The organism is Kribbella sp. NPDC104218 (assembly GCF_055584105.1).
Map to the genome: position 1 here is coordinate 406373 of NZ_JBVJMQ010000001.1, position 22490 is coordinate 428862.

The following is a 22490-nucleotide window of genomic DNA, read 5'->3' on the forward strand; positions in this document are numbered from 1 at the left end:
TCACCTTTCCGGCGAGGGGGTCAAAATCGGTCTGGGTGTCGGTTTGGCCGGATTCTTCGCCGGCGCGGCCGGTGGTTTCCCGGCCCCTTCGACACTCCCCCACAGTTTGGTGTACCAGGTCGGCTTCTCCACCTCGGCCGCCTGATCGGCCGGGACGCCGGGCTCCGGCGGCGCGCCGACCGGCTTCCCGTCGGCGCCGATCACCCGGTAGCCGACCTCACCCGGCATCACCCAGCCGAGCCGCTGCCGCGCCTGCGCCTTGACGAACGCGTCGTCGTCCCAGCGCTCGATCTCCTCGTTCAGCTCGGAGACCCGCTTCTCGCGGTCCCGGATCTCCTGCTGCAGCGCGGTGATCTGCGAGTGCTGGTCGAACCAGACCCGCAGGCTCTGCGCGTACGACACGACGAGCGCGCCGAGCACGAGCAGGACGACGGCCGCCCGGCCGGTCAGGTTGCGGGAGCCCCGCGTCCGGACCGGGCCGGCCGGGGTGCCCGTCGTCCGGCGCTTCGGCTGGTCGCCCCGGCGGGCCGGTGGCCGCGTCTGGGTCCGGCCGCTGGACGGCCTCGAACCTGGACGCGCTCCGGAATCCCGGCGGGACGACGACATGCCTCAGCCTCCTGCGATCAGCCCTGGTACCGCGGGAAGGCCGAACGACCGGCGTAGACCGCCGCGTCGTCGAGCTCCTCCTCGATCCGGAGCAGCTGGTTGTACTTCGCCGTCCGGTCGGAGCGGGCCGGGGCGCCGGACTTGATCTGGCCGCAGTTGGTCGCGACGGCGAGGTCGGCGATCGTGGTGTCCTCGGTCTCGCCCGAGCGGTGGCTCATCATGCAGGTGAACCCGTTGCGGTGGGCCAGGTCGACGGCGTCCAGGGTCTCGGTCAGCGAGCCGATCTGGTTCACCTTGACGAGCAGGCTGTTCGCCGACTTCTCGGTGATCCCGCGCTGCAGGCGCTCGACGTTGGTGACGAACAGGTCGTCGCCGACGATCTGGATCTTGTCACCGAGCTGGGCGCTGAGGTTCTTCCAGCCCTCCCAGTCCTCCTCGTTCAGCGGGTCCTCGATCGAGACGATCGGGTACGACGCCACCAGGTCGGCGTAGTAGGCGATCATCTCGTCGCCCGACTTCTTGCCGCCCTCGAAGGCGTAGACGCCGTCGGTGTGGAACTCGCTCGCGGCGACGTCCATCGCCAGCGCGATGTCGGCGCCGAGCTTCAGGCCGGTCTTCTCGACCGCGACCGCGATCAGGTCGAGCGCCTCGCGGTTGCTGGCCAGGTTCGGCGCGAAACCGCCCTCGTCGCCGAGGCCGGTGGACAGGCCGCGCTCCTTCAGGACCGCCTTCAGCGCGTGGTAGACGCTCGCACCCTGCATCAGGGCCTCGGCGTACGTCGACGCGCCGATCGGGGCGATCATGAACTCCTGGACGTCGACGTTGCTGTCCGCGTGCGAGCCGCCGTTGAGGATGTTCATCATCGGGACCGGCAGGACGTGCGCGTTCGGGCCGCCGACGTAGCGGAACAGCGGCAGGCCGGAGCTCTCCGCGGCCGCCTTGGCGACGGCGAGGCTGACGCCGAGGATGGCGTTCGCGCCCAGCTTGGCCTTGTTCGGGGTGCCGTCCAGGTCGAGCAGCGCGTGGTCGATCAGCCGCTGCTCGTGGACGTCGTAGCCGACGATCTCCTTGTCGATGTCCTCGAGGATGGCGGTGATGGCCTTCTGCACGCCCTTGCCGCCGTACCGGCCCTTGTCGCCGTCGCGCAGCTCGACGGCCTCGAACTGACCGGTGGACGCACCCGACGGCACCGCGGCCCGGGCGACGGTGTCGTCGTCGAGGAGAACCTCGACCTCGACAGTGGGGTTGCCGCGCGAGTCGAGAATCTCGCGGGCGCCGACGGCCTCGATGGTGGCCACAATTGACTCCCAGGTTTCGATGACGAATCGGCTCCGAGCCTATCGGTGAGACCACCGCGCAGGGTGGACCGCGTCCACGATCGCACCCGGCGGGACCTCCCGAACCAGCAACACCCCGTTGGGCGCCCGATACACCGCCAAATTAACGGAAACCACACCCAGCCACACATCCACCTTGGTCTGCCGCCCCACCGGACTGCCGATTTCGGGCACCAGATGCACATGAGTACGCCGTCCCGGCTTCAGCCCTTCACGCCGAATCACCGGAACCACACGCTCAGTAGTTCCATGCCAGAGCAATTCATCGGGGTAGACCCGTTTCCAACTGTTCTCCAAAGCTTCACGAGTCACCGGCATCCCGGCCAGCGAATGCCCCTGACCAGCCCGAATCCGCTCCCCGTCAACCTGTAGCCGCTGTTTGTCGTTCTCGGCGACGGCTCGGTCCAGCCGCGCGCGCTCCATCCCGAGCACCCGCAGTACGTCGTCGATCGCCGACCAGCCGTCGGGCGTCATGGCGAGGCCACGCTCGCCCGCGGTATGCCGGAGCAGGCGGGAGATCATCCGGCTGTCGGCGCTCACTCGAAGTACTTCCGTGCGTCTGCCAGGCCGGTTCGGTTGCCGTTCGGGTCGTCGAGGCCGGTGGGGATGTTTTCGGCGCAGCGCCAGGCGAAGTAGCCGGCCTGGACGGCGTACCGCAGGCGCAGGAAGGCGTCCACGCCGCTCTCGAGCTCCGCGGCCAGCTCCGGCCGCTGGGTGAGGTACGCCGGGACGACGTGCGCCGGGCCGTGGAGGTACATGACGGCTGAGGCGACGTCGTACAGGACGGGGCCGCGGGACGCCGATCCCCAGTCGATCAGGCCGAGGTCGCCGTCCGGTTGGCGGAGGAAGGCCTCCGGGGCGGGGTCGCCGTGCAGCCAGGCCCAGGTCAGGGGCGGGAGGGCGCGGACGCCGTCGAGCGCGGCGTGGACGGCGGGTTCGATCCACTCCTCGTAGTCGAAGTAGTCCGCGAAGACGGTCGCCATCGACAGCCAGTCGTCCAGGTCGCCCGCAGGCTCGCGCAGGACGCCGTGCACACGCCCGAGCAGGACGCCGATGGCCCGCTGGTCCGCTTCGGCGTCCGTGAGCGGTTCACCTTCCACGAACTCGAGCACCGCGACCTGACGCCCGTCGACAACCTCACTCAGCCGTCCCGCCGCGCTAAGCCGCGGTCGCCCACTCACAACCCCCGCCGCACTCAGCCGCTCCGCAACCCGCAGTCCAGGGCCGAACCCGCTATCCGCCGCCGGCACGCTCTTCACCGCAACCCGCCACCCATCCCCCGCCACCTCCCACGCCGACGAGTTCATCCCGCCGCGCAACACCTCAACCCGCTCCGCCCGCAGCCCCCACACCTCACGCAGCACCCCAACAACATCCACGCCGCCACCCTGTCACCCCCACCACCCACCCGCAGCCCGTTTTCCACCCCAGAGCAGCGCCACACCCCATTCCCCAGGGGCGCAGCTGGTTCGGTCAGTCTGTGGATTCTGCGGCGCGGATGTCGGCGGCGAGACCGTGGAGCGTCGTCCGGAGGGCCTGCTCGGCGTCGATGCCCAGCGTGCGGGCCTCGCGGACGAGGGCGAGCAGTTCGGCGCCGATCCGCTCCTGGGCGTCAGCGGGTGTCTTGGGGGTCGGTGGGAGGACCTTGGCGGCGCGGCCGAGGATCTTGTCGGCCAGCGCGAGGGCGGGGAGGGCCGTCGGGATGCCTTCCAGGACCGAGGAGCGCTGCTTCTCGGCGGCCTTGATCGACTCCCAGTTCGCCTCGACGGCGGCGGCGTCGGCGGCGTCCACCGAGCCGAAGACGTGCGGATGCCGGCGGATCAGCTTCTCGACGATCCCGCCCGCGACGTCGTCGATCGTGAACGGCTCGTAGGGGTGGTCCTCGGCGACTCGGGCGTGGAAGGCGACCTGGAGCAACAGGTCCCCGAGCTCTTCGCGCAGGTGGTCGCGATCGCCGGTGTCGATCGCCTCGAGCGTCTCGTAGGTCTCTTCGAGCAGGTACTTCGCGAGGCTCTCGTGCGTCTGCTCCTGGTCCCACGGGCAGTTCCGGCGCAGCCGGTCCATCACCCGCACCAGGTCGACCAACCGCGCCCCCGGCACGTCGTACGACCCGTGCAGCACCTCGACCTCGTACGCCGGTCGCGGCTCCACACTCAACTGCCCGGCCACCACCCGCATCAACCCGGGCTCGCCGTCCTCCCCCACAACCCAAACCACCCGCCGCCCCTCCCGAGCAGCCGCCTCCAACCACGCCCAGTGCTCGGCAGACCCGCCCGCGACCTCCGAAACCACGAACCCCGAGCCCGCGATCGCCTCCACATCAGCCCCCCTCCCGGCCCCTGCGGGGCCGGGGAAGGACGAGGAGCCGCCAGCAGCCGCCGCGTTCGTGGCGTGCGGCGCTCCAGGCGCGACGCCGCCGACGGCGTGATCCGCGGAGCGAGCAGCTCGGCCGGTCGCCGCCGGGGCAGCGGCGATGGCGTCGGCGGCGGAGAGGGCTGTCCAGGCGAGGCGGGTGAGGAGGCCCGGTGGGACCCGGGGGCTGGTCAGGAGGAGCGTGATCGAGCCGCCGGGGGCACCGGGCATCGGAGGCGAACCTCAGCCCTGGGGCTGCTGCTGGCGCTGGGCGTCCTCGGCGGCCTGGCGCTTCGCCTTGGCCTGGTCGGACTCCTCGGACAGCGAGCCGGAGACGTCGGTCTTGAGCGCGCCGTCGACCCACTGGCCGAACCGCGGCGCGATGGCGACGTCGATGTTCTTCGCGGCGTCCTTGATGACGGCGACGCCGGCGCGCTGCGCCTGGGAGGCCTGCGGGTCGGTGACCCCGGTGCCGCCGCCGAGTTTGATCGTGGCGACCGCCGTCGCGGCGACCCGGTACAGGAAGTCGCGCGCGACCGGGTCGGCCTCGAACTTCTGGAACGCGGTCGCGTCCCGGACGACGAGCTTCGCCGCGGCCGCCGTCTCGGCGTCCGTCACGGTCACCGACCGCTGGTCGCGGACCTGCTGGACGAGGGCGTTGTTGACCAGCTCGTTCAGCGTGACCGCGGTCTCGAACGGCTGGCCGAGCGCGCCGGACACCGCGCGCGCGGTCTCGTCGACGTCGCTGACGCTGATCTCGGTCGCCCCGATCGTGGCCGCCGCACCCGGGTGCGTCCCGGCCGCGCAGCCGCCGGCCAGCAGCACCAGGGCCGCCGCCGCACCGAGAGCCCCGAACTTCCGCCCTCTGCTCACCGAATCTCCTCGTTTGCTCGTGATCACGCCGTCGCTCCGACCGGTTCGGCGACGATGTCGTCGATCAGCCGGGTACACCATTGCAGCAGCTCCTGGTCGCGGAGCGGCTGGCCGCCGATCGGCCGGGTGGCAGGTCTCGGCACCAGGATCGTACGCAGTTGCGGCTTGACCAGACTCTTCGGGTACAGCCTGTTCAGCCGCAGCACCTTCGAATCGGCCAGATCCACCGGCCCGAACCGGATGTTCGAACCCTGCAGTGTCACGTCCTGCAAGCCGGCCGCCCGGGCGTGATTGCGGAACTTCGCCACCTCGATCAGGTTCAGCACCGGCTGCGGGATGTTGCCGTACCGGTCGTGGAGCTCCTCGACCAGCTCCGCGATCCCGGCCGCGTCCCGGACGGCGGCCAGCCGCTGGTACATCTCCAGCCGCAGCCGCTGGGACGGGACGTAGTCGTGCGGCAGATGCGCGTCGATCGGCAGCTCGATCTTGACCTCGGGCTCCTCGGCCTGGGTGTCGCCGCGGTACTCCGCGACGGCCTCGCCGACGAGCCGGACGTACAGGTCGAACCCGACGTCCGCGATATGACCGGACTGCTCGCCGCCGAGCAGGTTGCCCGCGCCGCGGATCTCCAGGTCCTTCATCGCGACCGCCATCCCGCCGCCGAGATCGGCGTGCTGTGCGATCGTCGCCAGCCGGTCGTGCGCGGTCTCGGTGAGCGGCTTCTCCGGCGGGAAAAAGAAGTACGCGTACGCCCGCTCCCGCCCACGCCCGACCCGGCCGCGGAGCTGGTGCAGCTGCGAGAGCCCGAGCAGGTCGGACCGCTCGACGATCATCGTGTTCGCGTTCGAGATGTCGATCCCGGACTCGACGATCGTCGTACAGACGATCACGTCGGAGCGCTTCTCCCAGAAGTCCTGGATGACCTGTTCGAGGGTGTGCTCGTTCATCTGGCCGTGCGCGACACTCACCCGCGCCTCGGGCACCAGCTGGCGGATCCGCGCGGCCGCCTTCTCGATCGTGTTCACCCGGTTGTGGACGACGAAGACCTGGCCCTCGCGCAGCAACTCGCGCCGGATCGCCGCGGTCACCTGGCCCTCCTCGTACGCGCCGACGAAGGTCAGCACCGGATGCCGCTCCTCGGGCGGGGTCGCGATCGTCGACATCTCCCGGATGCCGGTGATCGACATCTCCAGCGTCCGCGGGATCGGCGTCGCCGACATCGTCAGGACGTCGACCGCCGTCCGCAGCCGTTTCAGCTGCTCCTTCGCCTCGACGCCGAACCGCTGCTCCTCGTCGACGATGACGAGCCCGAGATCCTTGAACTGGACCTCACCCGACAGCAGCCGGTGGGTGCCGATCACGACGTCGATCGAGCCGTTCGCCAGGCCCTCCAACGCCTCCTTGGCCTCCTTGTCGGTCTGGAACCGCGACAGCGGCGCCACCGTGACCGGGAAGGCGGCGTACCGCTCGGCGAACGTCGCGTAGTGCTGCTGCACGAGCAGCGTCGTCGGCACCAGGACAGCGACCTGCTTACCGTCCTGGACGGCCTTGAACGCGGCCCGGACGGCGATCTCGGTCTTGCCGTATCCGACATCGCCGCAGACGATCCGGTCCATCGGCATGACGCGTTCCATATCGCGTTTCACGTCGTCGATGGTGGCCAGCTGGTCGGGCGTCTCGACGAACGGGAACGCGTCCTCGAGCTCGCGCTGCCACGGGGTGTCCTTGGCGAACGCGTGCCCCTTGGTCGCCTGGCGGGCGGCGTACAGCTTGATCAGCTCGCCGGCGATCTGCTTGACCGCCTTGCGCGCGCGGCCCTTGCGCTTGGCCCAGTCGCCGCCGCCCATCCGGTCCAGCGTGGGCTGCTCACCGCCGACGTACCGGGTGACCTGGTCGAGCTGGTCGGTCGGGACGTACAACCGGTCCCCCGGTTGACCGCGTTTACTCGGCGCGAACTCGACGACGACGTACTCGCGGGTGGTCTTCTGGCTGCCGGTGCCGACGGTGCGCTGCATCATCTCGACGTACCGGCCGACGCCGTGCTGCTCGTGGACGACGAAGTCGCCGGGCTGCAGCTCGAGCGGGTCGACCGACTTCTTCCGCCGGGACGGCATCCGTTGCTGGGAACGGCGTTCGGCCGCGGACCGCTGGCCGGCCAGGTCGTTCTCGGTGAGGACGGCGAGTTTGATGCCATCGGCAATGAACCCGTGGTCGAGCGCGCCCTGCGAGATCAGCACGACCCCCGGCGCGGGGACCTCGGCGATCCCCTCGACCGTGCGGGCCGGGACCTCGGCGTCCGACAGCACCTCGGCCAGCCGCTGCGCGGGGCCCTGGCCCTCGGTCACGCAGACGACCCGCCAGCCGTCGCGCAGCCAGCCCCGGAGGTCCTCGATCGCGGACGCCGTCTCCCCGCGGTACGGATCGACCTCATGAGCCGCGATCGTCTTACTGCGAACGGCTCCCGCGTCGGTGTCGATGCTGAACGAGACCCGCTCGCCCATCGAGTCGCGCAGCTCGGGAGCGTCGTCCGGCGCGGCCGCGAACGGCGACAGACTCCACCACGCGAGGCCCTTGGCCAGCGCCTGCGACCGGACGTCGCCGAGCGACATGTACGCCGCCGCACCCAGATCGATCGGGGCCTCGCCGCCACCGGCCGCGGCCGCCCACGACGCCTCCAGGAACTCCTGGCTGGTGGCAACCAAGTCATGCGCCCGGGCGCGCACCCGCTCCGGATCGCTGACCACGACATGCGTGCCGGCCGGCATCAGATCGACCAGGAGCTCCATGTCGTCGACCAGAACCGGCGCGAGCGACTCCATCCCTTCGACCGCGTGCCCCTCGGCGAGCTTCTCGAACAGCTCGGCCAGCTCGGGGTGTTCCTTGGCCAGGACGCCGGCCCGCGCGCGGAGCTCGTCGGTCAGCAGCAGCTCGCGGCACGGCGGCGCCCAGAGCCCGTGCTCGGCGATCTCCAGCGAGCGCTGGTCGGCGACCGCGAAGTACCGGATCTCCTCGACGTCGTCGCCGAAGAAGTCGACCCGCAGCGGGTGCTCCTCGGTCGGCGGGAAGACGTCGATGATGCCACCGCGGACGGCGAACTCGCCGCGCCGCTCGACCAGGTCGACCCGGCTGTACGCGGCGCCCGCGAGCGCGGTCACGACCTCCTCGAGGTCGACCGTGTCGCCGACGTGCAGCTGGACGGGTTTGAGGTCGGCCAGCCCGGCGACCTGCGGCTGCAGCACCGACCGCACCGGCGCGACCAGGATCTTGATCGGCCCGGTCGTCTCGTCCGACGGGTCCGGGTGCACGAGGCGGCGCAGTACGGCGAGGCGGCGGCCGACCGTGTCGGAGCGAGGCGACAGCCGCTCGTGCGGCAGCGTCTCCCACGCGGGGTAGTAGGCGACCGAGGCCGGATCGACCAGACACTGCAGGGCCTCGGCGAGCTCCTCCCCTTCGCGGAAGGTGGCCGTGACGGCCAGCACCGGACGGTCCGCGCCCTGGGCGGCCGCGAGCGCGGCCAGCAGCACCGGCCGGATCGGGCCCGGCGCGGCGAGGTCGAGCGTGCTGCCGCCGTCGGCCCTGGCGTCCCGGACCGCGTCGGCCACCACCGGATCGGTGATCAGCGTGTCGACGAGACCGCTCAGTTTCACGCGTTGTCCAATCAGGAGTTGTACAGCCCTTGGGTGGCTTCGAGCCCCGCGGTCATCAGCGACTCGACGGCGTCCGCCGTCCGGTCGACGGCGAACGGAAGATCCTTGCGTTCCACGGAAGAGAACTCGTTCAGCACGAAGTCGGCGGGGCTCTGCCGGCCCGGCGGACGACCCACCCCGAACCGCACTCGATAGTACTCACCGGTGCCAAGCGATTTGCGCAGTGATTTCAGCCCGTTGTGCCCGTTGTCACCGCCGCCGAACTTGCAGCGCAGGACGCCGAAGTCGATGTCCAGCTCGTCGTGCACGGCGATCAGGTGGGCCGGGTCCACCTTGAAGAACTTGAGCAGGCCGGAGACCGGGCCGCCGGACTCGTTCATGTACGAGCGCGGTTTGGCCAGCACCGTCCGGAGGCCGCTGATCCGGGTCTCGACGACCTCGGCGCGGACCTGCTTGTGCTGCTTGAACTTGGCCCCCGTCCGGGCGGCCAGCTCGTCGGCGACCAGGTGGCCGATGTTGTGCCGCGTGCGGGCATAGGAAGGGCCGGGATTCCCCAGCCCGACGACCAACCACACGTCGTCCGCCACGGATCCCGGCCCTTCCTGAAAGTGTGTGCTGCTGCGCGGAGGAGATTACTCCGCGGCGGCGGCCACCGGCTCGGCGGCCGGCTCGTCCTTCTCGATGCCGGCCTCGGCCTCGGCGCCGGCCAGCTCGGCGTCGACCTGCTCGGCGGTCGGGGCGGCGGTGACGTTGACGATCAGCGTCTCCGGCTCGACGGCCAGCGTCGTCCCGGCCGGCAGCTGCAGGTCGGAGGCGTGGATCTGGGCGCCCGGCTCGAGGCCCTCGATCGACACGGTGATCTGCTCGGGCAGGTGGGTCGCCTCGGCCTCGACCAGGACCGTGGTGTGCTCGGTGACGACCAGGGCGTCGCTGACGGCCTCGCCCTCGAGGTGGACGGCGACCTCGACCTGGACCTTCTCACCGCGCTTCACGATGACCAGGTCGACGTGCTCGATGGTGCCCTTCAGCGGGTCGCGCTGGACCTGCTTCGGCAGCGCCAGGTGGCTCTCGCCGCCGGCGACCTCGATCAGCAGCAGGGCGTTGGCGGTCTTCAGGGCCAGCATGGTGTCGTGACCGGGCAGCGTGATGTGCACGGGGTCACTGCCGTGGCCGTAGAGGACGGCGGGCACCTTGTTGTCCCGGCGGATTCGGCGGGCAGCACCCTTGCCGAACTCCGAACGCGATTCGGCTTGGATCTTGACCTCGGCCACGAGATGAACTCCTCAGATGCGTTGCGGTGATCTGTTGACTGGCTGAAACTCGGCTGCGGCCTCAGCGGGCGCCTGCTGACACCGAGAAGGCATCAAGCAACGAACCACCGCGTCGATCACGGAGCCGCGCCCATCAGTTCTCGGGGGGCGTCCCTCGCCGAGGCAACCTCGACAGTCTACCCACCGAGGCGCTCAGATCAGAAATCCGGGCCCGGGCCCCTGGCCCACCCGCCGAACGACGACTTTTGGGCGTCCTCCGGGCCGGAATCGGGTGACCTTACTGAAAATGATTGTCAAGTCAGATAAAGTCCGCGGCTGTGACCGCCACGCACTCCCGTCCTGCCCTGCTGTCCGCGTTCCTGAGCCTCGTCCTCGGCACGCTCTGCCTGCTCGTCCCGCTGTCGGCGCAGGCCGCGCCCGAGGTGCTGCGCGCCGTCCACACCGACGCCCTGCACACGACGTACGACGGCGCCGCGCTGAACCTCGCCACCCGGATCGGCAGCGGCGACTACCGCGAGGCGGACCCGGCCGGCCTCGTCTTCAACCTCGAGGACCGCGGCTCGGCCCGCACCGAGCTCCCCGACCTGCCGGCCTTCGCCTTCCTCGGCGCCCCCGGCAGCACCGTCTTCATCGCCCCCGAGTCCCAGGACCCGGAGCTGATCTGGCCCGGCTGGGACACCGAGACCCTGCCCACCGGCGTCTTCCGCGACGACAGCATCGACCTCACCCTGCTGTCGGCCGAAGGCCCCGGAGCCGTCGAGGTCTTCTTCAACTACGACGAGTTCACCGGCGCCGTCCCCCGCCTCTTCAGCTCCGTCGACCCCGCCTACCGCACCCTCCGCCAGCCGGTCGGCCGGCACGTCCACGCCAACTGGTCCTTCTCCGCCCTCGGCACCTACACCCTCACCTTCCAGGCCACCGCGACCACCACCACCGGCGCCCACCTCACCTCCCGCCCCACCACCTACACCTGGGCAGTAGGCCCCTACACCCCGCCCACCACACCCCCAGCCACCCCACCCACCACACCGCCGGTCACTCCACCCACAACACCCCCGGGCACGCCACCTACGAGCCCTCCGACCACTCCGCCCGGCACCCCACCTGGTTCTCCCTCTCCCACGGGCCAACCGACTCCCACGGGCCAGCCGACCACCCCGCCGCCGACCAGCGGCCCGTCGGTCACCCCGACGTCCCAGCCCTCCACCCCGCACCCCACCGCCAGCTCCACGCCCACCCCTCGCCCCACCTCTCCCCCGGCCGCCCAACCGTCGACCACCTCCGCCCGTCCGCCGGGGACAGCCACCCGAACCACGGCCTGCATCACCACCCCTCCCCCCACCCAGACCACCACCCCGCCAACCACAGCGCCCCGAACGACCACCTCCCCCAGCACCACCACACCTCCGCCAACCACGACCACCACCCTGCAAGACGGCCACGCCGACTACGCCGTCCGGCTGGAGAACGGCGTACTGCGCTCCCGGGTGAAGGACGGCACCAAACCCGGCGCCCCCGTCTGGCGTGACCCGAAGACCGTCACCATCCGCCTGACACCGGCAGCCGGCACCACCTCCCCCGGCGGCGCCTTCAGCTTCCTCGGCCCCAAAGGCACCCCCGTCTGGCAGATCCCCCAGACCCAGAAGACAGGGGTGATCTGGCTCGGCTGGAACACCGAGGAGCTCAAACCCGGCCAGCTCCCCGCCGACAACGTCACCTGGCGTCTGGACGCCGTCACCGGCCCCGGCCGCTTCGCCGTCTTCGAGTTCAACCCCTTCGGCCAGCCGCAGATCATCTTCAACTCCGCCGACGGTCTCCCCGACACCTACAAGGTCCCCATCGGCACGCACGCCCACGGCAACTGGACCTTCACCAAGCCAGGCACCTACCGCCTCACCTTCACCCACGCGAGCGGCACGCAGACCGCCACCAACACCCTCACGGTCGTGGTCGCCCCCGGCGGCGCCCGTTCGATCCCGGCCGCAGCACCTCTGGCCGCAGCAACACCAGAACCGGACTGCCGTCTGGCTGCCACCGGCGCCGACCTGACCCCCGGCTGGATCGCCGCGGCAGTTCTGTTCCTGCTGCTCGGCACCGGTCTGCTACTAGTCGCTCGCCGAGGCAACCGATGAAGCGCGCCGCCGCAGTAGCCCTCAGCCTCACCCTGCTCACCGCCTGTGGCGCGGCCGCCGGTAACAGCACCGACAAGCTGAACGTCGTCACCACCACCGAGATCCTGGCCGATCTGGCCCAGCAGGTAGGCGGAGACCGCGTCCAGGCCTCCAGCCTCGTTCCGCCCGGCGGTGACCCGCACTCCTACGAGCCGACGCCCAAAGACGCCAAACGGGTAGCGCAGGCAGATGTCACCTTCACCAACCACCTACTACTGGAACCGCAGAGCCTGATCAAGACGATCGACGCGAACGCCGCCAAAGACGCCCCCAACGTCTCTCTCGCTGAAGCAGCCGAGTCGTACGGCGCCAACGTCATCCCCTTGGTGGAGAACATCGGTCTGGACGTGCTCTGGCTCGGACTCCGCGTCCGCGGCACCGGCAAACAGCGCGGTGCGACCAGGACGTCGTCCGTCCAGCTCGCTGCGACCAAACTCGACGGTCCGGGCCAGCTGGTCGCCTATCTGACGGAGTCGCTCGGTCAGCCCGACAAGTACTTCGACTCCACCGACGGCCTCGACAAATCCGACAGTACGACGCTGCCGCCCGCCGCCCATACGCATCTGAACTGGGCCTTCACCAAACCGGGCGTGTACCGCCTCACGCTGACCGGAGCCCTCGACAACAACGACGGCAAGCTCCAGCCGCTCGGCCAGGGCACCTTCACTTTTGCGGTCGGTGTCGAGCCGCACACGGTCAAACCGGGCGGCAACGGCCCAGCGACCGTGCTGGACGACGGTCACACCGATCTGACCGTAGACCTGGATTCCGGCCAGGTGTACGCGTACTCCGATGCCAAGAAGGTTGGTGCGCCGCAGACGCAGGTGCCGGCCGCCAATGTGGTGATCGACGTCCCAAACAAGGCGCTGGTCCCGATCCCGGACGACCAGCGGTTCAGCTTCCTCGGCAAACCGGGCACGCAGATCCACCAGCTGCCGCAGGCGGTCCTCGGCAAGCACGTACACGGCGAGATCGACCCGCACCTGTGGGAGGACGTCGCCAACGCCAAGGCGTACGCCCAGCTGATGCGGGACACACTCAGCTCCGCCGACCCGGACGGCAAGCAGACCTACGAGGCGAACACCAAGGCCTACCTGGCCAAGCTGGACGACCTCGACAGCTACGTCCGGACGACGCTGGCCACCATCCCGCCCGCCCGGCGCCAGCTCGTCACCACACACGATGCGTTCGGCTACCTGGCTTCGGCGTACGAGATGACGGTCGCGGGCTTCGTCGTCCCGAATCCGGCGCAGGAGCCGAGTGTCGAGCAGGTGCGCAAGCTGTCCGACACCATCCGCAACCTGCGCGTCCCGGCCGTGTTCACCGAGCCGAACCTGGCACAGCGGGCCTCGGTCCTGATCCAGGTCGCCCGCGACCAGGGCGTCCAGGTCTGCTCGCTGTACGGCGACTCGTTCGACGACCACGCCCGGACGTACGTCGACATGATGCGGCACAACGCCGACGAGCTGAAGCGCTGTCTGGGAGACCACCGATGAAGCTACTAGCCGCTCTGCTCCTCGCTGTCGCACCGCTGGTGCCGACCGCCGAACCTGTTGTCATTGGCAACGGCCATGTCGATCTCGGGCCGCGGTTCGTCGACGGCCGCTGGACCGTCCAGCTGCGCGACGACACGACCGATCCGGAGACCTGGCGAGATCTCGACGGCGTCGTCGTCCAGGCGAACGGCAAGTCGAAGATCGCCGTCCCGAACGACCCGGCGTACCAGTTCCTCGGCAAGCCGGGGCAGCCGGTCTGGGTGATCCCGCAGGTCCAGCAGGACGGCATCGTCTGGCCGGGCTGGAACACGCAGGATCGGGAGGTGGCTACGCGGGTGGACCGCGAAGTGACCTGGTCACTCGAGGGCGTGCAGGGGCCGGGTGCGTTCACGCTGTTCCTGAACTCGGACTTCGGTAAGCCGCAAGCGGTGTTCGACAGCCGCAAGCCGTTCCCGCAGCAGACCGGTGTCGACGTGAACACGCACGTCCACGGCAACTGGACGTTCGACGCCCCGGGCGCCTACCTGCTCGACGTCGCGATGACCGCCAAGCTCACCGACGGCAGTACCGCCACCGATCGCCGCACGCTGCGCATCTATGCCGGCGACGGCGACGCCCGGACAGCGTTCGCCACCCCAGCTCCGGTCGCCACGACGCAGTCCGACGGCGGCGTCGAGGTGTGGTGGTTCGTTGCCGGTGCGGTCGTTCTGGTCCTTGCAAGCACTGGAATCGTCGTAGCGAGGAAGCGCCGATGACTGTACTGACTGTCAGCGGAGTGGCCGTCGAGTTAGCCGGACGTCAGGTCCTGCACGACATCGACCTCAGCATCGCCGCCTCCGAACATGTCGGCCTGATCGGTCCGAACGGCGCCGGCAAGACCACACTGCTCCGGGCGCTGCTCGCACTGCTGCCCATCACCGCGGGCAGCATCACGATCAACGGCAGTACGCCGTCCGCAGCGCGCGGCTCGATCGGGTACGTGCCGCAGCGGCACGAGTTCGTCTGGGACTACCCGGTGCAGGTCCGCACTGCGGTGATGACCGGGCGGACACACCGCATCGGCTGGCTACGCCGTCCCGGGCAGTCCGACCGGGACGCCGTACAGGAGGCTCTGGAACGCGTCGACCTGGCCGACCTCGCCAACCGGCCGATCGGTGAGCTGTCCGGTGGCCAGCGGCAGCGGGTGCTAGTCGCGCGGGCGTTGGCGCTGCGGCCGCAGCTCCTGTTGCTGGACGAGCCGTTCACCGGTCTCGACGTACCGACGCAGGAAATCCTCACGCGGTTGTTCAAGGACCTCACCGCCGAGGGGACCGCGATTCTGATGACTACGCACGATCTGCCGGCCGCAGCGGACACCTGCCACCGGCTGTGTCTGTTGAACGGCACAGTCGTCGCAGATGGGCCGCCTGAGGAGCTGCGCGACCCTGCGGTCTGGCTGCGCGCCTTCGGCGTCGCTCGGTCCGAGCAGCTCTTGCACAGCCTGGGAGTGACCCGATGATCGAGTTCTTCACCGAGCCGTGGACGCATGTGTTCATGCAGCGCGCTTTCCTGGTCGTACTGATGTCCGGCGTCGTCTGCGGAGTGATCGGGACACATGTCGCACTGCGCGGGATGGCGTTCATCGGGGACGCCGTGGCGCACTCAGTGTTCCCAGGGATCGCGATCGCGTTCGTATTGAAGACCAGCCTGGTCCTGGGCGGCATCGTCGCCGGACTCGCCACAGCGGTGTCCGTCGCGATCTTCTCGCAGAACCGACGGCTCAAAGAGGACACCGTGATCGGAGTGTTCTTCGCCGGGGCTTTCGGCCTGGGCATCGTCGTGATGAGCACCGCGCCCGGCTACGGCGGCTCACTGGAGTCGTTCTTGTTCGGCTCCGTACTGGGGATCGGCAACGCCGATGTGGTCACGGTCGGCGTCGCCGGCGCCGCCCTGCTGCTCGTCACCGGCGCGTTCCACAAGGAGTTCGTGACGGTCGGTCTGGACCGCGAGACCGCGCGTTCGGTCGGACTGCCGATCTTCTGGCTCGACCTCGCGCTGTACGCGATGGTGACGGTCGCGATCGTCATCTCGATCCAGGCCGTCGGCAACATCCTCGTCCTGGCGCTGCTGATCACGCCGGCCGCCTGCGCGCGGCTGCTCACCGACCGGATCGGCGTGATGATGCTGATCGCGCCGCTGATCGGCGCCGGCTCCGGACTCACCGGGCTCTACCTCTCCTATGCCTTCAACCTCGCCGCCGGCGGGTTGATCGTGCTCACCGCCACGGCGGTGTTCATCGCCTGCTGGGTGTTCGCGCCCAAGCACGGCTTGCTGTCCCAGAAGAAGTCAACACAGTCATTGAAAGGAAACGCATGCGCAAGCTCCACCGCGTAGTGCTGTCCGCCACGACAGTCCTCGCGCTGACCGGCGTCGCCGTCCCAGCGAACGCCGCCACTGCCGTCGTCCTCGACCAGGGACATGTCGACGTCGTCGGCATCGCCTGGGAGGACAACGCTTTCAACGTCCACGTGCACGACGAGGAGAGCGCTACCGAGTACACCCCGGCCGAGGTGCAGCTGGTCGCCAAGCCAGGCGCCAAGATCGCCGTACCGAACGACCCGGCGTACAGCTTCCTCGGTACGCCGGGCAGCGCTGCCTGGGTGCTGCCGCAGGTCCAGGACCCGGAGCTGCTCTGGCCGGGGATCGGATCCGAGGAGATCGCCTCCGGCGTCTTCACCAACGACGCGCTGAAGGTCACGCTGGTCGGAGTGACCGGCCCGGCCGACTTCAGCATCTTCACGACCGACGCCTTCGGTACGCCGACCCGGCTGGCCGACAGCGGCAACGGGCTGCCGGACACCATCAACACGACGGCCGGTGGTCACCTGCACGCCAACTGGGCTTTCGAGGCGGCTGGCACCTACAAGCTGAAGTTCAAGGTCAGCGGCACGCTGGCCGCCACTGGCAAGAAGGTCACCTCGGCTGTCGCCACCTACACCTTCAAGGTGCAGAAGTGACGGCCCGTGCGGTAGCCGGCGCTCTGGTCGCCGGAATCGCCGCCACTGTCCTCGCAGTGACTCCGGCCTTCGCACTGACCACCATCTCGTCGGGTCACGTCGACGCCATCGACGTGGACTGGACGGGTTCCGCACTGACGCTGGACCTCAGGGACGGCACTGTCACCCCGGCTGTCGACCGGGCCCCGGCGGACGTCGTACTGAACGCAGTGTCGGCCAGCAAGACGACTGTGCCGTCGGGTTCGGCGTACTCGTTCCTGGGCGCGCCTGGCGACCCGGTCTGGATCCTGCCGCAGACGCAGGCCACCGGAATCGTCTGGCCGGGCTTCAGCACCGAGGGTGTCCCCAGCGGCGTCCTGTCCGGCAACAGCGTCTCCGTCAAGCTCATCTCCGTCAGCGGACCGGACGACGTAGCCGTCTACACGACCAGCTCCCTCGGCACCCCGACCGTCTGGTTCGACAGCGGCAACGGCCTCCCCGACACCCGCTCCCTGCCCATCAACACCCACGCCCACGCCAACTGGGCCTTCGAAGCCGCGGGCACCTACACCGCCACCTTCGAAGTGACCGCCACCACCACCGGCGGCACCGCCATCACCACCGGTCAGAAGACCTACACCTTCACCGTCCAGCCGTAACAGCACCGTGAACCGCAGGGGGCCTGGCGCCAGGCCCCCTGCACCCACACCTCAGCTAGGTTGGCGCGGTGGCTGCGATGCTTCTGCTCTACCTGGTGGGCGGCGTGCTGGTTGTCGTTGGGACGCTGGCGCTGATCGCCTACCTCAAGCGACGTCGGGAGGAGCTGCAGCAGCGCGCGCACGCGATGGCGCAGTACGGGTGGTTCCTGGCTCCACCGAGCCCGTGGCTGGCAGAGGTGGCTGCTCGGCTCTACACCAGGGGCGAGCCGGGGGAGATGTTCGCCGGTGACTTCCGTGGGCGCGGCCTGTGCGTTCTGGAGTACAAGTACACGACCAGCAACGGAAAGGCCTACCAGACACACACCGTGCATCTGGTAGCGCTGAACCTTCCCACCGCGCTGCCGCCGCTCACAGTGACGCACGACTCCGCGCTCCGGCGGGCTTTCAGCACCGACATCGAACTCGAGAGCAAGGCCTTCAACGACGCGTTCCGCGTCGATTGCCAGGACCAGCGCTACGCGTCCGCCGTACTGCACCCGCGGCTGATGGAGTGGATGCTCGTCAACTCGGCTCTCGAATGGCAGCTCGCCGGAAACGCGCTGGTCTCCTGGTCGTACGGCGCCTTCACCATCCCTGACCTCCTGGCCCGGCTGGAGGCGCTCCACGGCGTCCTCGACCGCATCCCGCCCTTCGTCATCCGGGACTACGGCGCATGACCGTCACGCTCATAGTCATCGCAGTCCTGGCGGCTGGGCTCGGCGCGCTGTACTTGCGGGTGCAGCGCCGGCAGCAGGCGTTCTTCCGGGACAGAGTGGCCAGTATCGGACTCAGCGAGGCGCCGGTCGAGCCGTGGCTCGCTGCAGCGGCGGAGCGAGCGTTCGGGGTGCAGGGGAACGCGGAGCGGATGGTCCGAGGTGAGCGGGTCTGGGCTTGCGACTTCACCTATCAGGCGATCCGTACGTCGACGGCGGCGAAGTGCCACGTCGTGGCGGTGGGTCTGCCGGGTGTGCTGCCGCCATTGGCAGTGTTCCCGAAAAACCCCATGCTGCCGGGGAATCTGGAGTTCGAGAGCGCCGAGTTCAACCGGACCTTCTCGGTGGAGTGCTTCGACCGGCGGTACGCGGGCGCCGTGCTGACGCCGCGGGTCATGGAGTGGTTGCTCAGCTACCCGAAGCTGCAGTGGCGAGTCGACGGCAACGTGCTGCTCGCCTGGAACGTCGGCTACTGGTCTGCTGACGTCGTAAGACACACGACCACGGCCTTCGAGGGCCTGCTGGAACGCATCGACCCTTACGTCTTCGAGGAGTTCAGGGCACACTAGTTGCTGCTTGCACCGTCTGGTTTGACCGCCCCCATACCGACGAGGAGTGCACTATGCAGACACGTGTCCGAGTAGGCCTGGCCATCGCCGGGCTGTTCGCTGCAACGTTTCCATTCACCAGTACGGCGACCGCCGCGATGACGCCGCAGGACTTCCGGTCCGAGGTCGTGTCGCGGACGAATGCCGAACGAGCGCGCGCCGGGTGTCCGGCGCTGAACCGGCACGGCGCGCTCGACAACGCCGCCCAGGGCCACGCCGCCGACATGGCCAACCGGAACTACTTCAGCCACACCAGCCAGGACGGACGCAGTCCGTTCGACCGGATGCGCCAGGCGGGCTATCCGAGTAACAGCGGGATGGCCGAGAACATCGCCGCCGGCTACGGCACACCGGCCGAGGTGGTCGCCGGCTGGATGAACTCGTCCGGCCATCGCGCCAACATCCTCAACTGCCGCTACCGCTCGATCGGCGTCGGCCACGCCTACCGGAGCGGCACCGCCTACGGCCACTACTGGGTGCAGAACTTCGGCACCGTCTAGGTCAGTTTGGTCCACACCTGGCGCAGGGCTCGGGCGGCGTCGCCCTCGAGCCCTGCGTCGTCCAGCGTCGCCGCCAGCTCGTCGAACTCCGGCCCCCAACGCCAGGCGACCGCCCGCAGCTGCTCCGGCAGCGCAGGGTCCTTCAGCGACCCGGCGTCCCCGCGGACCGTCTGTGCGGTGAGCGCCTCAGTGACACCATGCTTCTCGGCCAACTGGAACGCCAGAACAGCCAGCGCCGCCTTCCCCTTGTTGTAGAGCGCGTACGCCGACTTGGCCGCGCTAGCCGCGCCCGGCGCCGCACCGACAACCATCGGCGTCACCGTAGTCCCCTGCCACAGCGCAGCGACCTCAGCAGCCGCCGCACCGGACAGCATCAGATGCGTCGGGCTAGCCCCACCAGTAGGTGGCGGACCGACCACACCGGCGTCCACAAACGTCGCCTCCGGTACAGCGCCCTCCGCCTGCCGCAGCGACTCCGGCGACAGCGGGTTCGCCTCGACATACAGCCCAGCAAACCCAGCCGCCCCAACCTTCCGCGCGATCTCGACCGCACCCTGCGGCGCACACGAGACCAGTACGACGTCCGCCGTCCCAACCGCCTCGCCAAACGCCACACCACGCAGCCCAGCCACCTCAGCCCGCTCAACCGAAGCCGAACTACGCCCCTCCGGCACCCAACTCACCACGTGCCCAGCAGCAACCAACTCCCCAGCCAGTCGCGACCCCATGGCACCAGGATGAAAGACGGCGATTCGCATGCGGCTGAGTTACGCGCGGCCTTCGAACAGGCTGGTGACCGAGCCGTCCTCGAAGACCTCGCGGATGGCGCGGCTGATCAGTGGGGCGATCGAGAGCTCGGTCAGCTTGTCGAAGCGGCGCTCGGCCGAGATCGGCAGCGTGTTGGTGACGATCACCTCGCTGGCTTGGCAGTTCTTCAGGCGGTCGACCGCCGGGCCGGACAGGATGGCGTGCGTCGCGGCGATCACCACGCCGGCCGCGCCGTCGGCGTACAGGGCGTCGGCGGCCTTGGTGATGGTGCCGGCGGTGTCGATCATGTCGTCGACCAGGATGCAGACCCGGCCCTTGACCTCACCGACGACGCGGTTCGCGACGGTCTCGTTCGGCCGGTCGATGTCGCGGGTCTTGTGGATGAAGGCCAGCGGCGCGTTGTTCAGCCGGGCCGACCACTGCTCGGCGACCTTGATCCGGCCGGCGTCCGGCGAGACCACGGCCAGCTGCTGGTCGCCGTACTTGTCGCGGACGTAGTCGGACAGGATCGGCAGCGCCATCAGGTGGTCCACCGGGCCGTCGAAGAAACCCTGGATCTGCGAGGTGTGCAGGTCGACGCAGATCAGCCGGTTCGCGCCGGCGGTCTTGAACAGGTCGGCCATCAGCCGGGCCGAGATCGGCTCCCGGCCGCGGTGCTTCTTGTCCTGCCGGGCGTAGCCGTAGAACGGGAGCACGACCGTGATCCGCTTGGCCGACGCGCGCTTCAGCGCGTCGACCATGATCAGCTGCTCCATGATCCACTCGTTGATCGGCGAGGTGTGGCTCTGGATCACGAACGCATCGCTGCCCCGGACCGACTCCTCGAAGCGAACGTAGATCTCGCCGTTGGCGAAGTCGTACGCCGAGGTCGGCACCAGGCCGGAGCCCAGCTGCTCGGCGACCTCCTCGGCCAGCCCGGGATGGGCTCGGCCGGAGAACACCATCAGGTTCTTCTCGGTGGTTCGCTTCATCCCGCTCATGACCGGCCTCCCGTTACTTCGTGTCGCCAGTGTCGCCCGGCGTCGCCGCGTCCGCACCCTCGGCGAGCGCATCTGCGGCGGCCTGAGCCGTCTTGGTGCCGGCGCGTTTGCGCTCGACCCAGCCCTTGATGTTGCGCTGCCGGCCCCGGGCGACCGCGATCTCACCCGGTTCGACGTCCTCGGTCAGCGCCGTGCCGGCGGCCAGGTAGGCGCCGTCCGCGACCGTGCGGGGAGCGACGATGACCGAGTTGCTCCCGATGAACGAGTGCTTGCCGATCACGGTCGGGTACTTCTTCTGGCCGTCGTAGTTGGCGAAGATCGTGCCGGCGCCGATATTCGCGCCCTCGCCGATCGTCGCGTCCCCGGCGTACGTCAGGTGCGGCACCTTGGCGCCGTCGCCGATCGAGGTGTTCTTGGTCTCGACGAAGGTGCCGATCTTGCCCTTCACGCCGACCTTGGTCCCCGGCCGCAGGTAGGCGAACGGGCCGACGCTGGCGCCGTCGCCGAGCACCGAGCTGGAGCCGTGGGCGCGGATGATCGTCGCGCCTTCGCCGATCTGGACGTCGGTGAGCGTCGTGTCCGGGCCGATCGTCGTCCCGCTGCCGGCCGTGGTGGCGCCGTGCAGCTGCGTGTTCGGCAGCAGCGTCACGTCCTGGGCGAGGACGACGGTGCTGTCCACCCAGGTGGTGTTCGGGTCGACGACCGTGACGCCGGAGCGCATCAGCTTGTCCAGCGTGCGGCGGTTCAGCTCGGCGCGCAGAGCGGCCAGCTGGACGCGGTCGTTCACGCCCTCGGTCTGCATCGCGTCGTCGGTGACGTAGGCGCCGACGCGCTTGCCGTCGCCGCGGGCGATCGACAGGACGTCGGTCAGGTACAGCTCACCCTGCGCATTGTCGGTCGTCAGCCGGCTCAGCCCGTCACGCAGCGTTGCCGCGTCGAAGACGTAGATCCCGGCGTTGATCTCGTCGATCTGCCGCTGCTCCGGCGTGGCGTCCTTGTGCTCGACGATGCCGGCCACGGTGCCGTCGGCGCCCGGGATGATCCGGCCGTAGCCGGTCGGGTCGGCCACCCGCGCGGTCAGCACGGTGACGGCGTTGCCCTGCTTGTCGTGCTCGGCGACCAGCTCGCCCAGCGTCTCCGACTCCAGCAGCGGGACGTCGCCCGACGTCACCACGACCGAGCCGTCGAAGTCGGCCGGGACGGCGGTCAGCCCGGCGCGGACCGCGTCGCCGGTCCCCAGCTGCTGCTCCTGGACGGCGGTCTTCACGCCCGGGTCGAGCGCCTGCAGATGCGCCTCGACCAGCTCACGGCCGTTCCCGACGACCACCACGAGGTGCTCCGGCGCGAGCACCCGCGCCGTGACCACGGCGTGCCCGACGAGACTGCGCCCGCCGATCTCGTGCAGCACCTTCGGGGTTGCCGATTTCATCCGGGTACCCAGACCGGCGGCCATGATCACGACCGCCGCGGGACGATGGGAAGTCACGCGGTCTTC

At 69.5% G+C, this 22490-nt stretch carries 22 protein-coding genes; 10 read left to right on the forward strand and 12 right to left on the reverse strand.

The features are described from left to right. From ACZ6ZD_RS01925 to ACZ6ZD_RS01965, 9 genes are all read right to left on the reverse strand, one after another. Positions 1-606, reverse strand: a complete 606-nt coding sequence (locus tag ACZ6ZD_RS01925) for an FtsB family cell division protein (protein WP_465667370.1) — start codon at positions 604-606, stop codon at positions 1-3. Between the two features lie 17 nt (positions 607-623). Then, complete coding sequence (eno, locus tag ACZ6ZD_RS01930; protein WP_465667371.1) at positions 624-1904, reverse strand: phosphopyruvate hydratase; 1281 nt, start codon at positions 1902-1904, stop codon at positions 624-626. A gap of 39 nt (positions 1905-1943) precedes the next feature. After that, positions 1944-2483: an RNA 2'-phosphotransferase gene (locus ACZ6ZD_RS01935; RefSeq protein ID WP_465667373.1), complete on the reverse strand. Its 540-nt coding sequence runs from the start codon at positions 2481-2483 to the stop codon at positions 1944-1946. Further along, positions 2480-3322 (reverse strand): phosphotransferase enzyme family protein, encoded by an 843-nt coding sequence (locus ACZ6ZD_RS01940; protein ID WP_465667375.1) that lies wholly within the window; start codon positions 3320-3322, stop codon positions 2480-2482. The genes ACZ6ZD_RS01935 and ACZ6ZD_RS01940 overlap by 4 nt, the downstream gene beginning before the upstream one ends. Before the next feature lie 94 nt (positions 3323-3416). Next, positions 3417-4526: a nucleoside triphosphate pyrophosphohydrolase gene (locus ACZ6ZD_RS01945; RefSeq protein ID WP_465667377.1), complete on the reverse strand. Its 1110-nt coding sequence runs from the start codon at positions 4524-4526 to the stop codon at positions 3417-3419. A 12-nt stretch (positions 4527-4538) separates the two neighbouring features. Further along, complete coding sequence (locus ACZ6ZD_RS01950) at positions 4539-5168, reverse strand: SurA N-terminal domain-containing protein (protein ID WP_465667378.1); 630 nt, start codon at positions 5166-5168, stop codon at positions 4539-4541. A 23-nt stretch (positions 5169-5191) separates the two neighbouring features. Further along, positions 5192-8815, reverse strand: a complete 3624-nt coding sequence (gene mfd / locus ACZ6ZD_RS01955; RefSeq protein WP_465667380.1) for a transcription-repair coupling factor — start codon at positions 8813-8815, stop codon at positions 5192-5194. A gap of 11 nt (positions 8816-8826) precedes the next feature. Then, positions 8827-9402 (reverse strand): aminoacyl-tRNA hydrolase, encoded by a 576-nt coding sequence (pth, locus tag ACZ6ZD_RS01960; RefSeq protein WP_465667381.1) that lies wholly within the window; start codon positions 9400-9402, stop codon positions 8827-8829. A gap of 45 nt (positions 9403-9447) precedes the next feature. Then, positions 9448-10086 (reverse strand): 50S ribosomal protein L25/general stress protein Ctc, encoded by a 639-nt coding sequence (locus tag ACZ6ZD_RS01965; RefSeq protein ID WP_465667383.1) that lies wholly within the window; start codon positions 10084-10086, stop codon positions 9448-9450. A gap of 317 nt (positions 10087-10403) precedes the next feature. On the opposite strand from ACZ6ZD_RS01965, the gene ACZ6ZD_RS01970 reads away from it, so the two are divergent. The 10 genes from ACZ6ZD_RS01970 to ACZ6ZD_RS02015 all read left to right on the forward strand — a co-directional run bounded on the left by ACZ6ZD_RS01970 (position 10404) and on the right by ACZ6ZD_RS02015 (position 19247). Beyond that, complete coding sequence (locus ACZ6ZD_RS01970; RefSeq protein WP_465667385.1) at positions 10404-12218, forward strand: TIGR03773 family transporter-associated surface protein; 1815 nt, start codon at positions 10404-10406, stop codon at positions 12216-12218. Beyond that, complete coding sequence (locus ACZ6ZD_RS01975; RefSeq protein WP_465667387.1) at positions 12215-13753, forward strand: anchored repeat ABC transporter, substrate-binding protein; 1539 nt, start codon at positions 12215-12217, stop codon at positions 13751-13753. Before ACZ6ZD_RS01970 ends, ACZ6ZD_RS01975 begins: the two co-directional genes overlap by 4 nt. Continuing rightward, positions 13750-14508: a choice-of-anchor M domain-containing protein gene (locus tag ACZ6ZD_RS01980; protein ID WP_465667389.1), complete on the forward strand. Its 759-nt coding sequence runs from the start codon at positions 13750-13752 to the stop codon at positions 14506-14508. The genes ACZ6ZD_RS01975 and ACZ6ZD_RS01980 overlap by 4 nt, the downstream gene beginning before the upstream one ends. Then, positions 14505-15251 (forward strand): anchored repeat-type ABC transporter ATP-binding subunit, encoded by a 747-nt coding sequence (locus tag ACZ6ZD_RS01985; protein ID WP_465667391.1) that lies wholly within the window; start codon positions 14505-14507, stop codon positions 15249-15251. The genes ACZ6ZD_RS01980 and ACZ6ZD_RS01985 overlap by 4 nt, the downstream gene beginning before the upstream one ends. Continuing rightward, complete coding sequence (locus ACZ6ZD_RS01990) at positions 15248-16126, forward strand: anchored repeat-type ABC transporter permease subunit (protein WP_465667393.1); 879 nt, start codon at positions 15248-15250, stop codon at positions 16124-16126. Before ACZ6ZD_RS01985 ends, ACZ6ZD_RS01990 begins: the two co-directional genes overlap by 4 nt. Then, positions 16105-16749 (forward strand): choice-of-anchor M domain-containing protein, encoded by a 645-nt coding sequence (locus tag ACZ6ZD_RS01995; RefSeq protein WP_465667395.1) that lies wholly within the window; start codon positions 16105-16107, stop codon positions 16747-16749. Before ACZ6ZD_RS01990 ends, ACZ6ZD_RS01995 begins: the two co-directional genes overlap by 22 nt. Continuing rightward, positions 16746-17387, forward strand: a complete 642-nt coding sequence (locus ACZ6ZD_RS02000) for a choice-of-anchor M domain-containing protein (protein WP_465667397.1) — start codon at positions 16746-16748, stop codon at positions 17385-17387. Before ACZ6ZD_RS01995 ends, ACZ6ZD_RS02000 begins: the two co-directional genes overlap by 4 nt. A 68-nt stretch (positions 17388-17455) precedes the next feature. Next, a complete protein-coding gene (locus ACZ6ZD_RS02005) occupies positions 17456-18103 on the forward strand; it encodes a hypothetical protein (RefSeq protein ID WP_465667399.1) in 648 nt (215 codons plus the stop codon). Beyond that, positions 18100-18708, forward strand: a complete 609-nt coding sequence (locus tag ACZ6ZD_RS02010; protein ID WP_465667401.1) for a hypothetical protein — start codon at positions 18100-18102, stop codon at positions 18706-18708. Before ACZ6ZD_RS02005 ends, ACZ6ZD_RS02010 begins: the two co-directional genes overlap by 4 nt. 53 nt (positions 18709-18761) lie before the next feature. After that, positions 18762-19247, forward strand: coding sequence for a CAP domain-containing protein (locus tag ACZ6ZD_RS02015; protein WP_465667403.1), 486 nt, complete (start codon positions 18762-18764; stop codon positions 19245-19247). On the opposite strand, the gene ACZ6ZD_RS02020 is transcribed toward ACZ6ZD_RS02015, so the two are convergent. Genes ACZ6ZD_RS02020 through glmU form a run of 3 tightly spaced genes read right to left on the reverse strand, consistent with a single transcriptional unit; the run spans position 19244 to position 22481 of the window. After that, positions 19244-20005, reverse strand: coding sequence for an NAD(P)-dependent oxidoreductase (locus ACZ6ZD_RS02020; protein ID WP_465667405.1), 762 nt, complete (start codon positions 20003-20005; stop codon positions 19244-19246). The two genes, ACZ6ZD_RS02015 and ACZ6ZD_RS02020, sit on opposite strands and share 4 nt — an antisense overlap. 9 nt (positions 20006-20014) lie before the next feature. After that, complete coding sequence (locus ACZ6ZD_RS02025) at positions 20015-20995, reverse strand: ribose-phosphate diphosphokinase (RefSeq protein WP_465667407.1); 981 nt, start codon at positions 20993-20995, stop codon at positions 20015-20017. Between the two features lie 13 nt (positions 20996-21008). Next, on the reverse strand, positions 21009-22481 hold the full coding sequence (gene glmU / locus ACZ6ZD_RS02030) for a bifunctional UDP-N-acetylglucosamine diphosphorylase/glucosamine-1-phosphate N-acetyltransferase GlmU (protein WP_465667409.1): 1473 nt from the start codon (positions 22479-22481) through the stop codon (positions 21009-21011). Between the last annotated feature and the right edge of the window lie 9 nt (positions 22482-22490).